General features: G+C 67.1%; 14 protein-coding genes. 4 read left to right on the top strand and 10 right to left on the bottom strand.

The features are described from left to right. Positions 1-15 precede the first annotated feature (15 nt). From N5C91_RS29170 to N5C91_RS29140, 7 genes are all read right to left on the bottom strand, one after another. The gene (locus tag N5C91_RS29170; RefSeq protein ID WP_279833843.1) at positions 16-324 is read right to left on the bottom strand and encodes a hypothetical protein; all 309 of its coding nucleotides are present in this window, start codon (positions 322-324) and stop codon (positions 16-18) included. Positions 325-335: 11 nt separating this feature from the next. Beyond that, the gene (locus N5C91_RS29165) at positions 336-851 is read right to left on the bottom strand and encodes a GNAT family N-acetyltransferase (RefSeq protein WP_279833842.1); all 516 of its coding nucleotides are present in this window, start codon (positions 849-851) and stop codon (positions 336-338) included. Between the two features lie 197 nt (positions 852-1,048). Further along, complete coding sequence (locus N5C91_RS29160; protein ID WP_279833840.1) at positions 1,049-2,011, bottom strand: sulfotransferase family protein; 963 nt, start codon at positions 2,009-2,011, stop codon at positions 1,049-1,051. After that, complete coding sequence (locus tag N5C91_RS29155) at positions 2,011-2,820, bottom strand: aspartyl/asparaginyl beta-hydroxylase domain-containing protein (RefSeq protein ID WP_279833837.1); 810 nt, start codon at positions 2,818-2,820, stop codon at positions 2,011-2,013. The genes N5C91_RS29160 and N5C91_RS29155 overlap by 1 nt, the downstream gene beginning before the upstream one ends. Further along, positions 2,810-4,903: an HlyD family efflux transporter periplasmic adaptor subunit gene (locus tag N5C91_RS29150; protein ID WP_279833836.1), complete on the bottom strand. Its 2,094-nt coding sequence runs from the start codon at positions 4,901-4,903 to the stop codon at positions 2,810-2,812. Before N5C91_RS29150 ends, N5C91_RS29155 begins: the two co-directional genes overlap by 11 nt. Next, on the bottom strand, positions 4,904-6,223 hold the full coding sequence (locus tag N5C91_RS29145; protein WP_279833834.1) for an HlyD family efflux transporter periplasmic adaptor subunit: 1,320 nt from the start codon (positions 6,221-6,223) through the stop codon (positions 4,904-4,906). Beyond that, positions 6,220-6,999 carry an efflux RND transporter periplasmic adaptor subunit gene (locus N5C91_RS29140; protein WP_236173551.1) on the bottom strand — a complete coding sequence of 260 codons (780 nt, stop codon included), beginning with the start codon at positions 6,997-6,999 and terminating at the stop codon, positions 6,220-6,222. Before N5C91_RS29140 ends, N5C91_RS29145 begins: the two co-directional genes overlap by 4 nt. A 184-nt stretch (positions 7,000-7,183) precedes the next feature. Between N5C91_RS29140 and N5C91_RS29135 the strand changes: the two genes are divergently transcribed. Further along, positions 7,184-7,873 carry a phytanoyl-CoA dioxygenase family protein gene (locus N5C91_RS29135; protein ID WP_279833832.1) on the top strand — a complete coding sequence of 230 codons (690 nt, stop codon included), beginning with the start codon at positions 7,184-7,186 and terminating at the stop codon, positions 7,871-7,873. 99 nt (positions 7,874-7,972) lie between these two features. Beyond that, a complete protein-coding gene (locus N5C91_RS29130; RefSeq protein ID WP_279833831.1) occupies positions 7,973-8,956 on the top strand; it encodes a D-2-hydroxyacid dehydrogenase family protein in 984 nt (327 codons plus the stop codon). Between the two features lie 31 nt (positions 8,957-8,987). Here the strand turns inward: N5C91_RS29130 and N5C91_RS29125 are convergent, their stop codons facing one another. After that, the gene (locus N5C91_RS29125) at positions 8,988-9,914 is read right to left on the bottom strand and encodes a cation transporter (RefSeq protein ID WP_236200091.1); all 927 of its coding nucleotides are present in this window, start codon (positions 9,912-9,914) and stop codon (positions 8,988-8,990) included. A 374-nt stretch (positions 9,915-10,288) separates the two neighbouring features. Here N5C91_RS29125 and N5C91_RS29120 point away from each other — a divergent pair, with 374 nt between their 5' ends. Together N5C91_RS29120 and N5C91_RS29115 are read left to right on the top strand one after the other, a co-directional pair. Beyond that, positions 10,289-10,720, top strand: coding sequence for a hypothetical protein (locus N5C91_RS29120; RefSeq protein ID WP_279833830.1), 432 nt, complete (start codon positions 10,289-10,291; stop codon positions 10,718-10,720). A 133-nt stretch (positions 10,721-10,853) separates the two neighbouring features. Continuing rightward, positions 10,854-11,738, top strand: a complete 885-nt coding sequence (locus tag N5C91_RS29115; protein WP_279833829.1) for a DMT family transporter — start codon at positions 10,854-10,856, stop codon at positions 11,736-11,738. On the opposite strand, the gene N5C91_RS29110 is transcribed toward N5C91_RS29115, so the two are convergent. Then, on the bottom strand, positions 11,735-13,069 hold the full coding sequence (locus N5C91_RS29110) for an MFS transporter (RefSeq protein ID WP_279833827.1): 1,335 nt from the start codon (positions 13,067-13,069) through the stop codon (positions 11,735-11,737). The genes N5C91_RS29115 and N5C91_RS29110 overlap by 4 nt on opposite strands. Before the next feature lie 275 nt (positions 13,070-13,344). Then, the gene (locus N5C91_RS29105; RefSeq protein ID WP_279833825.1) at positions 13,345-14,424 is read right to left on the bottom strand and encodes a C45 family autoproteolytic acyltransferase/hydolase; all 1,080 of its coding nucleotides are present in this window, start codon (positions 14,422-14,424) and stop codon (positions 13,345-13,347) included. Positions 14,425-14,469 lie beyond the last annotated feature (45 nt).

The following is a 14,469-nucleotide window of genomic DNA, read 5'->3' as shown; positions in this document are numbered from 1 at the left end:
CGCCGGAATGGGTCGCTACTCCGCCTTGCGGGTATGGAAGACCGCCTGGAGCACCGCGCGGCGATCGGCAGCAGGCTGCACCGGGGTCAACAGCAGCAGCCAGCCCTCCTCGCCGGGTGGGGACAGGCGGTACAGCGCCTGGGGCAGGTCCCACTGCTCGGGCAGGGCAAAAGCGGCGCTGAAGCTCTCGTACTCGGAGCTCATCGGATTACCGACGAGCACCTCGAGCAGTTCGACGTCCAGGGCCTGATCCGGGGCAATCCACAACTGGAAGCGCGAACCTTGCGCCTGCTGCAGGCCATGCTGGGTGGGCATCGGATACATGGAGTTTTCCTTCACGACAGGACGTCGGCAGGCGCGATGGCCTGCGGTACGGCGCGGGGCAACCGGCGCAGCTTGAGATAGACGCCGTTTTCGCCGGCCACGACGAACCCCAGGCGGGTATACAGGCGCAGGGCCGGGTTGTAGTTCTCTACGTGCAAGCCGACGCTCAGGCCCTGTGCATCGGCGCGTTCGAGCAACTGCCCGAGCACACGGGTACCGATTCCCTGGCCGCAATGGCTGGGCAGCAGGGCAAGGTCGATGATCTGCAGGTGGGTGGCGCCCCAGTGGAGGTAGACGCGGCCGACGGACTGGGCGTCCGCCTGGATCACCAGGTACTCGGCGTCGGGGAAATGCGCCTGGTAGTAGTGGTGCTGGGCGTCGAACTGCTGGGTGAGAAAGGCATCGATGGTGGCAGGCTCCCAGGCTACCTGGGCCAACTCAGCGGAGCGGGTGCTCGCATAGAGGGCGCGCAGGAACGCCAAGTCAGCGTCCACGGCGGGATGGAACCTCAACGCGAGTGAAGTCATGGTGCTTTGAGTCCTTTCATACGGCAGCCCGGGAAGCCACCTACACCCTTTTGTTATTGAATCGCGCACGCAATTAGCTGCAAGACTACCTGATGCTGAAGGCAAGTTGCCACCTGATTCCAACACAACTAACCAGTCTTTTCGCAAACTATTGTCTGAATTCGATCAGCCTGACTATTTCCCCTACGACAACACCCTTACGCCTCCCGCAGGCGCAGGGCCTCAAGGGCCACATAGGGCGCCCTCGCCCAGCGTTCCACCGCCGCTCGCACCGCCTCATCTGCAGCCGCACGCTTGCGCTCGCCGTCCGGGCTGAAGGCCATGCCGGGCTGCTTGGCGTCCGAGGCTGCCACCGCCTGCAGGCGCTCCCTGTCCCCCGCCTCAACGCGCAACAGAGCCGCCAGCCGGTGCCAGGCCGCACCCGGCAGTTCGCTGTAGCTCACCGGCACGGCCCCCCACTCACGGCAGAGCCGCAGGCCGCCGTGCAGAATCTGCCCAATGTGCCGGGCCATTCTGTCGACTCCAGTCAGTGCCCCGGAAGAGTCCAGAGAGGTCGCACCCAGAAGTCCCGGCACCATGTGCATGCCGGGCTGGCGCAGGTGCGAGACGACGATTTCCAACGGATCGCGATAAACGAACAGGCTCGGCGTCATGGGGTACAGCTGGCGCAGACTCGATGCCTGGAAAACACTCCAGGCATCGAGCTTCACCACCAGGGCCTGCTCCGTGCCGAGGCGCCGCTGACCATAGGCGCTGAGCAACCCACGTACGCCCTCGCTCGCTTCGGCTGCAAGCTCCGGAGCCTGCAGCCCGGCGCGCAGCAGCGTGTCCAACGCCGGAGCCTCGGAGACCACGATGTTCTTCTCGTCGCTGGCAAGCAGTTGCGCCAGCAGGGTCGAGCCGCATCTCGAGGCATGATGGATGAACAGGCTCGGCGCCACACCGGGACTTGTTTCGCGCCATTGACGCATGGCGTCCAGCGAGCTTTCCCGACGCATCGCCTGGTTGAACGGCAACCGCAGTGCCCGGCGCACACTGTCACTGAAGAATGGCTCGATTAACGGCGTGGAGCCGAACCAGCACCAGTCGACCCGCCAGTCGTCTCCCGCAGCGAACACCCGAATCGGCAGCCAGCCTTTCCAGTCATCGCACCCGTCCATCAGTAACTCCGTTGATCCAGCCAGGCCTGACGTCCTTGGCGCATAGCCGCACGGACATCGTCATCCTGAAAGCGCAGCCCGAGCCCGGCTCCGAGGGCCACTGCGCGCTCGCAGAAGTCTCGGGGGTCCTGAAGGTCCCGCAGCGCCGCGGCAAGGTCCGCGCGGCGCTCCACCTGACGGCGAAATTCGGCGAACGCCAGGGTCGAACATGCCGGCCGGCACACGGGAGTATCCTGTAATCCGCGGGTGATCTGCCGGCGCAGCCAGTCATTACGCCGGGCGTCGACCACCAGATGCACCCGCGCCTGTTCGCCGACATTCTCGACCCGATGCGGCCGTGCCAGGTCGAGGAACCAGCATTCTCCCGGCGCCATCGGCACCACCTGCCCCTCGAGCAGGAACTCGACTCCTGGTCCACTGAAAATGGGAAGGTGCAAGCGCACATCCCCTTCGGGGTCGCCCAGGTCCGGGTCGCAGTGTTCACGGATGCTGCTACCCGCTTCCAGGCGCAGCAGGCGGGCGCAACGCACGGGCATCTCGATGCGCCGCAACAGCTCCTGCCAGGGCGGGCCGTACCAGCGTGTCGCGCAGGGCGGCTGCGTGCCACTGCCCTGCCCCGCCGACAGCGCGTGGTTCGAATCCTCCGGGGCCAGCAGGCTGATGCCGCTCCAGCCTCCGGTATGGTACGCAGTGTTGAAATGAGTGACCCAGGCGCTGGCCGGCAACGCAGCCACGGCGGCCTCCAGCCCCTGAATCGAGAAACGCAACGGCAGTCGGGCGCAGGCCGGCAGGCAGAAGTCAGAAGCCACTTTCACGCACTCCCAGGGCCGCCAACCTTCGCCAGATGGCGCTGAGCGGCGACTCGCCGTTGGCGTCCAGCACCACCTCTCCACGCACCGGCTGCGTCAGCTCGACTGCCTGGTCCGCACTCAGCCGCACAGCGTATTGTCCCTGAACCGGCTGTGCACGCCCCTCGCCGTCGCGCTGCACGGCAATGGGTCCCTGACGATCGGAAGCCAGGGCTTCCAGGTCGAGGTGCGAAGTGCCGGTAGCATCCACCGACTCCATGCGCACCGGGAGCGCCGGACGCGATGGATCGTCAGCAACGAAGCGGCCCGCCGCTCCGGGTTCAATCCGCCACACCGCCTGCTCAGCGACGTAGCCGCGCAGGCGTACACCCGGCCCCACGACTCGCGCCAGTACCTGGCGCGGCGACAACCAGAGGCCGGGAACCAGTTCGGGCAGCAGGTCCCGTACTACTCCGGCATGAGGCGCGCGGATTTCTAGACGCTCGCGTTGCGCAGCCAAGCCGCGGTACTCGGCCACCGCTTCGGCCAGGCGCTGCTCCAGAACACCTATATCGGCAGCTGTCTCGCTTCGGCCAGCCTGGCGCCGCAATTGCAGCTGGGTGATTTCAATTTCCCGACGGGTAATGCTCTGCCGCGCGGCAAGATCAGGGGACTCCAGTTCGAGCAGCAATTCGCCGGCGGCCACACTCTGTCCGTCGCTTACCACGATCCGCTTCAGCATGGCCGCCAGCGGCGCGTGGAGCGCCGACGCTCGCGTAGCCTCCAGCACCGCGGGAATCTCCACACTGCCACGCCAGGGCACCAGCAGTACCAGCAGCAGCGCCGCCAGCCCGGCGGCGCCCAGCAAAAGGCGTCCAGGCTGGGCCTGATCGCGCCGCTGCCACCACTCGCGCAATTCGCGCCAGATGGGCAGGCCGATGAACCACACCAGTTCCACCAGCATCAGGAAGATGCCCAACACCTTGAAGAACAGGTGATAGACCGTCAGCGCGATCCCCAGGAACAGCGCCGCGCGCCATAGCCAGGAGCCGTACCCCCACAGTAAAAGGCGCCGCCGCAGTCCGTCAGGCCAGGGCTCGGGCATCGGATCGCCGTAGTCGAACAATGCCTCGCGCAATCGCCAGCGGCACAAGGCGAAGGCTCGTCCCTGAAGATTCTCGACGCCCAGCAGATCGCTGAGCAGGAAGTAGCCGTCGAAACGCATGAACGGATTGAGGTTGACCAGCAGGGTGGTGACCCAGGTCGCACTGGCAAGCATGAAGGCTGAAGTACGCAAAGGCCCGTCCGGCAGAAGCGACCAGGCCAGTAGCGCGATACAGGCCAGCGTCAGCTCGGCCAGTACGCCTCCCGCTCCGATCAGCAGCCGCGAGCGCCGATCGTTGACGCGCCAGGCGTCGCTGACGTCGGTATAGAACAACGGCAACATCACCATGAACGCCACGCCCATGCTCTGTACCCGGCAGCCGGCGCGCTTGGCCATGAACGCATGGCCGAACTCGTGGCATAGCTTGGCAAACAGCAACGCGACACCGAAGGCCAGGGCACCGCCAAAGCTGAACAGGTGCGGGAAGGTCGCGAGGAAACGATCCCAGTCGCGCGCCACCAGCAACAGGCCCAGGCCAAGGGTCAACGGAAGGCCGATCCGCAGCAGCGGCCCGCCGTGGCGGGCCAACCAGGGCCAGGCGCGGTTGAGGAAGGCATCCGGCCGCCACAACGGAATTCGGAAGAACAAGTACTGGTGCAGCAGCGATTTCCACAGCCCGTGGCGCTGCAACGCGGCCTTCTGCCCGTAGCTGTTACGCTGCTCGCCGTCGGCCGAGCTGATCAGGTCCTGCTGGCGGAGGAATGTGAGCAACTGCTGCAACTCCTGTTCGCCCAGCGGATCCCCACCTTCGCTGTTCGCCGCTCGCAGCACCCGTTGCGGATCACCCAGCGCCCAGTGGCGCAACAGGCGCATCGCCGCCACGCCAAGCTTGAAGTAGCGCCCGCGCAGCGGGTCGGCCAGTGTCCATTGCGGCGAACCATCCAGCGTCGGGGCGCCTGGCGATAGCTGCAAGTCGGCGCGCAGCGCCGGCAATACCATCTAGAAGCCCACCGTCTGACGAAGCGCCGCCAGGGGACGACGCAACAGGTAGAGCAGAATGGGCGCTCGCTCGCCATAGAGTTTGGCGGTACCGCGCAGACCGATCCGCGGCGGCGCGGAGTCGAAGCGTGCGTCCAGACGGTAGGCCAGTTGCCCGCCGGCGACCGGCTGGGCCTCATAAGCGCTGCGTGACAGGCGGGCGGCATGGCGGTTCAGCGGATCGCTATCGAGGAATAGCTGGACCTCCGCCTCTGGTGCCAGGCGGATGGCATTGGCCACCGCGAGGTCGATGCGCAGCTCGGCCTGGCGCGGATCGGCCAGCTCCATCAGGCGCTCGCCGGTCTGCACCGGTTTGCCGGTCCAGCGTTCGGCATCGGCGAATACCGCGATGCCGTCGCGTGGTGCGCGAACCTCGGCGCGCCCCAGCAGGTCGCGGGCGTAATCACGTTCGGCGCGCTTCTGCTCCACCCGCGCCGCCAGCAGGTCGACCCTGGAGCCTGACTCGGCGTCGGAGAACGCGCGCTGCGAATTGGCCTTGAGCTCAGCCTCGGCCACGCCCAGGGAGCGCTCGGCCACGTCTGCCTGGGCTTGCAGGGTGGTGGCGTCGAAACGCACCAGCAGATCGCCGGCCTTGACCGTCTGGTTGGGCTTGACCAGCACCTGCTGAATCACCCCATCCAGCGGGGCGGCAATCACCTGGCCGTCCAGCGGCACGACCTCCGCCGGCGCCAGCACCGACTGGCGTACCGGCACGAGCAGCAGCAGGCACAGCCCGGCGGCAATCATCAACAACTTCTTCTTCGGCCAGCGGGCTCGCCACGGCTTGCGCGGCTGCAGGGCCTTCCAGGCATGCGCGTAGGCGTCGCCCAACTGCACCAGCAACGCCTGCTCCGCCTCGCTCCACGGCTGCTCGCGGGCCAGCCAGAGGCCGCCAAAGGGCGCCCCCTGGGAGTCGGCCAGGGGCAACCAGAACACATCGCCGGCGGAAAGCGCCTGCCAATCGGCCTGCTGCTGCGCCCCCAGGGCCTGGAAGTCGATGCGCTGCGGCTGGTCCAGCGCAGCGCGCGCCTGTAACTGGGCGCAGGCCTGTTCGACGAAGGCCACGAACGGCGCATTCGGCTCGACAACGCTGATGCCGGTGAGCGCCTGGACCTTGCCGGCGATCAGCAACGCCGCGTGTCGATAGCCGAACAGCATCTGTCCGTCATTGACAATGTGATAGGCCAGTTCCTCGACCGTTCGCGCCGCGCGGGCCTGGTGCTCGAGATCGAGAAATTGCGCGAAGACCCGCTCGGCCAGGCCGACCTGTGGTGCGTTCATGGCGTCTCCGCGAAACGCGCAGTGCCGCTCATGCCCGCCAGCAAGCCCTTGGCATCGCCGGGCAGGGACGCAATCAGCGGCAGCATCTGGCTGCCTTCATCGATGCGCGCGCCCAGGCGCTTGATCTCGACCTGCAGGGCCTGCCCGGTTTCGTCGGGCACGAAGGTGAAGGACTGCCCTACTTTCAGCCGTGCGACCCAGCGCGAGGGCACCAGCAGGCGGATTTCCAGGCTGCGGTTATCGACGATCTCCAGCAACGGCGCGCCGCCCGCGACACTCTCGAAGGGTTGCGCCTTGCGTTGCACCACCTGGCCATCGAACGGCGCCACCAGCGAACAGCGGCGCACCTGGACCTGGTAGACCTGCGCTTGTGCCTGCGCCTCGGACAGCTTGGCTTCCGCCAGTGCAACCTCGAAACGCCCTACCGAATTCAGCGCGGCCAGCTGGCGGTTGTGCGCCAGTTGCTCGCTGGCCGCCTTGGCGCCGGCCTGGGCGGCACTCAACTGGGCCTGGTAGGCGGAGCAATCGAACCGCACCAGCACATCGCCCTTGCGGAAGGATTGCCCCTCGGCGAAGGGCATCTCGAGGATGCGCCCGGCCAGCTCGCTGGACAGCATCGCCTGGTCGCGCGCCCGCAGGATGCCGCGTACATCGCTGGTGCCACCGGCCGATGCGGGGCTCGCCAGCAGCGGATCGTCCTGGGCAGGTTCGACGGCCCCGGCCACACCCACGACAGCCAGCGACAATCCCAGCCCCAACCAAATCCCTTTATGCATTATTTTTCTCTCCGGCAGATCGCCGGAGTCTACGGGAGTCGATCGTCGTCGGAAATTGGCTACAGAAGATTTCCTCAGTACGCTCGACTTTCGATCGCTGCCAGCGACGCAGCACCGGCCAATGCGCCTGCACCACAAGGGCCTGTATCAGGAAGGCAAAGGACAACAGGGAATGGATGACTGCATGCTCGATCGCCAACAACTCCATGAAAATGGCTATGCACTGCTGCGCCAGGTGATCCCGCGCGCAACAGTGGACGAGCTCCGCACGCTATTCGATGCCAACGTCCTGGAGTCCGAGCACTGGCCGGCGCCCCGCGGCCAGGACTGGCGCCACGCGCAACTCGATCTGGAGCCGACAGTTCAGGCGATGTGCCGGCTGCCGCTACTGCTGGCGACAGTCGGCGAGCTCATCGGCGAGCGCTTCTTCCTTGCCCAGGCGGAGGGACGCGAGCCCCTGCCGGGCGGCGGGCACCAATCGCTGCACCGCGATCTCTCGGCCCAGCGCCCAGGCGACAGTGTGAGTGCCCTCGCCTTCCTCGACGACTACGCCCCGGGCAATGGCGCCACGCGCATCATTCCCGGCAGCCATCGCCCCGCAGCAGGGGCGCTGCCAGAGGAATTCAATGAGGAATCCCGCTGCCTACACCTGCAAGGCAGCGCCGGCGACATCCTGGTATTCGACGTCGACCTGGTGCACGCCGGCAGCCTGAACATCAGCGGCGCCCGTCGACGCTCGATCCTGGTCAGCTACCGGGCCGAACCGCTCTATGCCATGCACCTGGAAACCACCAGGCTACGCAACGTGCGGATGGACACCGCCGAGCGCTTCACCCCGGCGACCTACCCCGTACATGTCGCAGCGCTGTCCTGACGACTGGCATCGGGTAGGACTTCTGCGGCGGATCGAAAGCCTCGCGAAGATCGGATATCGTCCCGAACTGACTCCAACGACTGCAGAGGCGGGCTCCTTATGAACATCGTCATCCCCGACGACTACCAGGACGTGATCCGCACGCTGGACTGCTATGCCCGACTGGCCGGGCATACGGTCCGCGTGCTGCATGACCTGGGGCCCGCCACGCCGGACGAACTGGCCGCGCGCTTCGCCGACGCCGACGCGCTGGTGCTCACCCGCGAGCGCACCCGCATCGACGCCGAGCTGCTCGACAGGCTGCCGAAGCTCAAGCTGATCAGCCAGACCGGCAAGGTGGCCAGCCATCTCGACCTGGACGCCTGCACCGCGCGCGGCATCGTCGTGACCGAAGGCCGAGGCTCGCCGGTGGCGCCGGCCGAGCTGGCCTGGTCACTCATCCTCACTGCGCGCCGGCAACTCGTCCCGGCCATCGAAGCGTTCAAGGCTGGCCAGTGGCAGGTCAACCTCGGCCAGGCCGTGGCCGGGCAGACCCTGGGCATCTGGGGCTACGGCAAGATCGGCCAGCGCCTGGCGCGCTATGCCCAGGCATTCGATATGCCGGTGCTGGTCTGGGGCAGCGAGAACAGCCGCGCAGCCGCCGTCGCCGATGGCCATCGGGCGGCCATCTCGCGCACCGCCTTCTTCGCCGAAGCGGACATCCTGAGCCTCAACCTGCGGCTGTCCGAGAGCACTCGCCACGAGGTCACCTTCGAGGACCTGGCGGGCATGAAACCCAGCGCCCTGCTGGTGAACATCAGCCGCGCCGAACTGCTCGCTCCCGGCGCCTTGCTGCAGGCCCTGGACGCCGGGCGGCCAGGCTACGCCGCCGTGGACGTGTTCGAGCAGGAGCCGCTGCTCGGCGTCGACAACCCCTTGCTGAATCACCCCCGCGCGCTCTGTACCCCGCACCTGGGCTACGTGGAGAAAAACGGCTACGAGCTGTACTTCGGCGATGCCTTCGACAACCTGCTGGCGTTTTTCGCCGGGGCACCGAAGAACGTGGCGAACCCGCAAGCCCTCGAGGCGTCACGGCCCGCGTAGCGCAGCCCGCCTCGTCCGTGCGCCTGGCCGCTCAGCGGGTCCACAGCGGGTCAGTGGTGAAGGCGATGGTCAGCCAGCGGTTGGGGCCTTCGCCGCCGATGGCCTCGCCGATCTCGTCACGCAGCCGGTCCCATTCGGCCAGGGTCTGCGCCGGCCAGTTGGGCGGCACGATGAAATACAGCTCGATCTGCTGTGCCCGACCGACCTTGGCGACATAGGCCTGGTAGGCACTGAAGCCGTGTTGCGTAACTACCGCCGCCGCCACCTCGTCGACGTGCTGCTTGAGTTCGGGCGGAGTCACCAGGAGGATTTCCTTGAGCGCCTGGCGAATGGTCAGGAAGGGAATCGGCAGGATCACCAGACAGATCAGCGCCAGCACCGCCGGGTCGACGTACGGGCCGATCTGCGCGTAGCCGCTCACCGTGGCCAGGTCACCCACCAGGAAGGCGATCAGCAAGGCCAGGGAGATGCTCCCGGACATCACCCAGGACTTGGCGTCGAGCGCCACGAAGTCCGAGCCGATGCGTCGGTTGGCGCGGAACTGCACCGCCGCCAGGGCAAAGCAGACCAGCGTGGCCACCGCCGCGTAGAGGATGGCGAAACCGAATTCCAGCGCATGGCCACCGCTGAGCAGCCGGCCAATGGCGTTGATGAGTGCGTACAGCGTGACGCCGCACAGCAGCGTGCCGTTGAGCGCCAGCACCATCGGCTCCAGGTGCCAGAAACCCATGTTGAAACGCTCGGCCAGGCGCCGGCTGGCGTCGCCTTCGGTGGTGTGGCGGCGGATCAGCGTGGCCACCATCAGGGCCAGGCCGCTCATGCTCGCATCGGCCAACGAGTAGACACCGTCGAAGACGATGGAGAAGGATCCCGACAGCAAGCCGACGATAATCCCGAAACCGGCCAGCAGCACGGTGACGATGATGGAAAGCCGCAGGATGCCCTGTTCTGTTTTCATGACTGGCGTGCTCCTCGCGCCTCGGTGGTTGCGTTGCCGGAAACAGGCCTGGACGGCACTGGCGGCTTCGCTGGGGGGCGCGACTATAAGCCAGCGCCCGGTGCAAGACCATTGGCACCTGGGCAATCCCGCCCTGCACGCTCGCAAGGGCGCAGCCCGCTGGGTGGGGGGCCCGTGCATCGGGCGATGCGCCACGCTGTCCGGCCAATGGACAGGCTGCCAGGGGCTTCGTAAGCTGCGCGCACCGTCGCCCGCTGCAGACTCCGGTCTCGACAGGCGGCGCCGCAATGCACTACGCGGGGTCGCCGGAGTACCTGGCGCGTCCGTCCAGCAGCGTACGTATCCCATGCCATCGGCACACTCAAGGAAGAGTCATGCGTCGCTTCAATCTCGTGCTCATGTTCGCGGTCTGCGTGATCAGCGCACTGCTGGGTGCGAACAATCTGCTCAGCGGCATCCGTCACTACCCCAATAGCCTGCCGCTGACGGCGTCCCTGGTCGGCCTTGCGCTGATCTCGTTTGCCTACGCCCTCGTCCTGCTGCGGTACGCCACGACGCACAACGCAGGGCAACTCCTCATCCTGCTGTTGTACGCGGTCAGCGCCGCTTCCGGATTCGTCGCGTGCGGCAGCCTCGGCCTGCTGCCCTATACCATGCAGAGCCTGTCACTGAGCCTGGTCCAGGCGCTGGACTACCTCTGGCGCAGCGTCCTGTTCTGCAGCGCCTTGTCCCTGGCCTCTTGCGTCCTGGCGATCCTCTACCTGCGGCGCCAGCGAGCCGTCCTCCAGCCGCTCCCCGGCCCTTGAGCGCGGCAGCGGCGCCGGCGGCCGGAAAAACCTCGGCGCGCCGCCTTCCCAAGCGTCCCGGGTGCCCGGCAAGATAGCGGCATTCGCCGCCGCGCTTCGGTGGCCCTCTTCTGCCTTGCGCCACCGGAGTCGTATGCAACCGCGCGACCTTGCCGCCTACCTGTTCCTCGCGATCGGCTGGGGGCTGTCCTTTCTCGTCCTGCTCAAGGCCATCGCCGGGTTCGGCTGGGTCGGCGCAGTCAGCTTCCGCGCGCTGATCGCCAGCTTCACGCTGTTCGCCGTGGCGCGGCTGTCCGGGCGCCAGCTGAACTTCGCAGGGCTGTGGAAGCCGCTGTGCGTGATCGGCGCCACCACCGTGGCCGGCCAGTTGATCGGCATGACCTACGCCACCCCGCGCATCGGCACCGCCATGGCGGCGATCTTCGTCGCCGGGATTCCACTGTTCTCGATGCTCATCGGCCGCCTCTGGGGCCTGGAACGCATCACCTGGAGCGGTCTCGGCGGGCTGGTGCTGGGCTTCTTCGGCATGCTGCTGCTGGTGGGCTTCCCAGCGGTGCCGATCACCCACGAGTTCATGCTCGGCAGCGCAGCGTCCGTGTTCGGTGCTGTCTGCGCGGCCTTCGGCAGCAATTACGCCAGCCTGAAGCTGCGCACCGCCGGCCCCTGGGAAGTGACCTGCGGCGCCTTCGGCATCGGCGGGCTGCTGACCCTGCCATTGCTGATCTGGGTGCCGGTGCCCGGCACGCCGCAACCGATCGATGTGTTCTTCCTGCTGATCTGCGGCTGCATATTCAGCGCGGTGAACTACGTCGTCTACTTCCAGCTCGTCTCGCGAATCGGCGCGACCAGAACCATCAGCGTGGAGTTCGTCGTCACCGTGGTCGCCGTCCTGATCGGCGCCCTGGTGCTGGGCGAGAGCCTGTCGCTGGTGCAGGGCGGGGGCGCGCTGATCATCCTGATCGGCTGCGCCCTGGTGCTTGGCCTGGTACCCGGCACCAAAGCCCGCGCCGTGACTTAACCGACCTGCGCCTGGGCGACGCCCGGAGCGGCGTCGTCGCGGTCGATCAGCTCCATCGGCAGGTGCGCGGTCTCCCGCAGCAGCCAGGAACACAGCGCCACCAGCAACAGCGCCGCTGCACCGTAGAGTGCCACGCCGAAGGGGTTGCGCCCGGTGGCGATGAGGATGGCCGTGGCGATGCTCGACGCCGTGCCGCCACCCAGCGCCGCGCCGATCTGGTAGCTGAAGGAAATCCCCGAGTAGCGCATTTGCCGCGGGAACTGTTCGGCGAGGAAAGCCGGGATCGGCCCCTGGGTAGCCCCCATGAAGAAGCCCACGGCGATATACGCCAGCAACGCCAGCGGCAGGTTGTGCAGGCCGATCAGCGGGAAGAAGGCGAACAGCCCGAGCGCCATGATCGCCGCGCCGAAGATCATGACCGCACGGCGGCCGAAGCGATCCGACAAGTGACCGAAGAACGGCGCCGAGGCAACGATCGCCACTGACAGCGAGAAGTCGAACAGCAGGGCGTGGCTGCTGCTGTAGCCGATGTCGGTCGCATAGGCGAGGAAGAAGGTGCTGCCGATGTAGGCGATGGTGACGTAACCGAAAGCGATGCCGATGCACAGCAGCAGCTCGCGCGGACGGCGGCGGAAGGCCTCCATCAGCGGCATGCGCGTCTCGGCTTTCGGCGCGGCCTTGGGCTGCGGCGCGGTGTTCTGCAGGCGCGCATAAAGGCCGATCAGCACCAGCAGGCCACCGAGCCAGAACGGAATACGCCAGGCAATACCGCTCAGGTCATCGTCGAAGGCGAAGCTGACGATGGCGAACACCGCCGAACCGAAGATGCCGCCGATGCCGATGCCCATGCTCGTGAAGCTGCCCCACAGGCCGCGGCGGCCCTTGGGCGCGACCTCGATGCCGAACAGCGCCGCCCCGCCCCACTCGCCGCCGGCGGCAAAACCCTGCACCAGGCGCAGCAGCACCAGCAGGACGGGCGCGGCGGCACCGATGCTGGCGTGGGTCGGCAGGAAGCCGATCAGCAGCGTGCTCGCGCCCATCAGCACCAGGGTGGCGACCAGCGCCTTCTGCCGGCCGTAGCGGTCGCCCAGGTGACCGAACACCACACCGCCCAGCGGACGGGCAAAGAAGCCGGCGCCGAAGGCCGCAAAGGCGACCAGCACAGCGGTCAGCCGGTCCATGCCGGGGAAGAACAGTTGCGGGAAGATCAGCGCGGCGGCGTAGCCGTAGATGACGAAATCGTAGAACTCCAGCGCGGTGCCCATGCCGGAGACGCAGAAGGCGCGAAAGGCCGAGCGCGAGCCAGGAGCTGCGGGCGTGTGGTCGATCATGGCGGTTCACTCTTGTTTTTGTGGCAACACGAAACCCGCGTGGCGGCCGGCGGGCTGCCACGGAGGCGTCAGTTCTGAAATTGAGAAGTTGCGTTGTGACGTTTGCGATCTGCGCTGAAGCGAACTTCAGCGCTCGGACATTGCCCTCGCCCCAGCCCTCTCCCAAAGGGAGAGGGAGCCGCATGTACCGGCTGACGCTGTTGTTTCAAGCTCTGCCGATCAGTCCCCTCTCCCCTTGGGAGAGGGTCAGGGTGAGGGGCTCCCACCCGTTTGCCTCAGAAGCGCAGGAAGCCCTCATCCGCCAGCTTCTTCGGCGTGCCGGCGACGTACTCCAGGGCGCACCCGACGGTGTCCAGGCCGATGCTCAGCAGGGTTTCCCAGCGCTCGGTATCCGGTTCGGACATGTCCGGGTGGAAACACACCACCGCCTGGTCGCCGTCGGCGCCGCAGAAGGCGTCGGCGCGCTCGCGCAGGGCCTTGCCGGTCATGCCGGCGGTGGCGGCCCTGAGGTGGTCCAGGCGCGCGTAGGTGGTGGACACGTCCGCCGTGCGCTCGCCCCAGCTCAGCTCGCCATCGAGGAAGTGGTTGGTATGCAACAGCCAGCCATCTTCGCGCGGCACCACCACGGCGGTATGCGCCGGGCTCATCTCGATACTGGCGGCGCGGGCGCGCACGTCGTTGCGGGTGAACACGCTGAGCACCGTGGAGGCGCTGACCCGCGCCGAACGCGCCAGATCGATGGCCTCGGTGACGCTGCTGGCCTCTTCCAGCACGCGACGGGCGATGGCATGCACCGGCACGCCGGCACTGCCGTCGTCACTGGCGTGGTGCAGGATGTTGAAGTGCACGCCGAGGCCCGCGCTGTTCACACCGATCTTGCCGAGCATGCCGAACTCGGTGAACAGCTTGGCGGTGAGGCCGGTGCTGCCGGTGAAGCCCAGCAGCAGGCCGTGCGGTACCAGGCTGTCATGCCAGTCCCAGGTCTGCAGACTGCGCGGTGCAGCAGCACCCGCCGGGGCGTAGACGGAAGTGGAGCACTCGCCTTCCACCGGCTGCTCGGGCATCACCGCCAGCACTTCGGTGCGGGCGTTCAACGCCGCCAGCTGCCACAGCGGCAGGCCGACGCCCAGGGCCAGGCCTTCGACTTCCCTGGCCAGCGCCGGGCACCAGTCGGCCAGCGCCGACAGGCTGCCTTCACCGATGGCCCGCGCCTTGTCGATCTCCACGCCAACGCGGGGGAAGAAGTCCAGGTACAGCGCCACGCTCTGGCGGATCTGCTCGGCGAAAGTTTCGCCGATCTGCCGGCCACGCTGCAGCGGGTCGCGGATGTCGGTGGTGAAGGTGTGAAGAATCACGGCAAGGCTCCTGTAGAACTATCGAATCAAATCACAGAGTGCTTT

Origin of the sequence: Pseudomonas sp. GD03903, from assembly GCF_029840045.1 — a bacterium.
Classification (GTDB): Bacteria; Pseudomonadota; Gammaproteobacteria; order Pseudomonadales; family Pseudomonadaceae; genus Pseudomonas; species Pseudomonas pseudonitroreducens.
This window is presented reverse-complemented; position numbering and strand designations above follow the sequence as displayed.

Bases quoted from the DNA above. Each gene is read 5' to 3' on its own strand.
- N5C91_RS29120 (WP_279833830.1), top strand. From the start codon at position 10,289: ATGCGTCGCTTCAATCTCGTGCTCATGTTCGCGGTCTGCGTGATCAGC.
- N5C91_RS29130 (WP_279833831.1), top strand. From the start codon at position 7,973: ATGAACATCGTCATCCCCGACGACTACCAGGACGTGATCCGCACGCTG.
- N5C91_RS29165 (WP_279833842.1), bottom strand. From the start codon at position 851: ATGACTTCACTCGCGTTGAGGTTCCATCCCGCCGTGGACGCTGACTTG.
- N5C91_RS29125 (WP_236200091.1), bottom strand. From the start codon at position 9,914: ATGAAAACAGAACAGGGCATCCTGCGGCTTTCCATCATCGTCACCGTG.
- N5C91_RS29170 (WP_279833843.1), bottom strand. From the start codon at position 324: ATGTATCCGATGCCCACCCAGCATGGCCTGCAGCAGGCGCAAGGTTCG.
- N5C91_RS29145 (WP_279833834.1), bottom strand. From the start codon at position 6,223: ATGAACGCACCACAGGTCGGCCTGGCCGAGCGGGTCTTCGCGCAATTT.
- N5C91_RS29150 (WP_279833836.1), bottom strand. From the start codon at position 4,903: ATGGTATTGCCGGCGCTGCGCGCCGACTTGCAGCTATCGCCAGGCGCC.
- N5C91_RS29160 (WP_279833840.1), bottom strand. From the start codon at position 2,011: ATGGACGGGTGCGATGACTGGAAAGGCTGGCTGCCGATTCGGGTGTTC.
- N5C91_RS29115 (WP_279833829.1), top strand. From the start codon at position 10,854: ATGCAACCGCGCGACCTTGCCGCCTACCTGTTCCTCGCGATCGGCTGG.
- N5C91_RS29110 (WP_279833827.1), bottom strand. From the start codon at position 13,069: ATGATCGACCACACGCCCGCAGCTCCTGGCTCGCGCTCGGCCTTTCGC.
- N5C91_RS29135 (WP_279833832.1), top strand. From the start codon at position 7,184: ATGCTCGATCGCCAACAACTCCATGAAAATGGCTATGCACTGCTGCGC.
- N5C91_RS29140 (WP_236173551.1), bottom strand. From the start codon at position 6,999: ATGCATAAAGGGATTTGGTTGGGGCTGGGATTGTCGCTGGCTGTCGTG.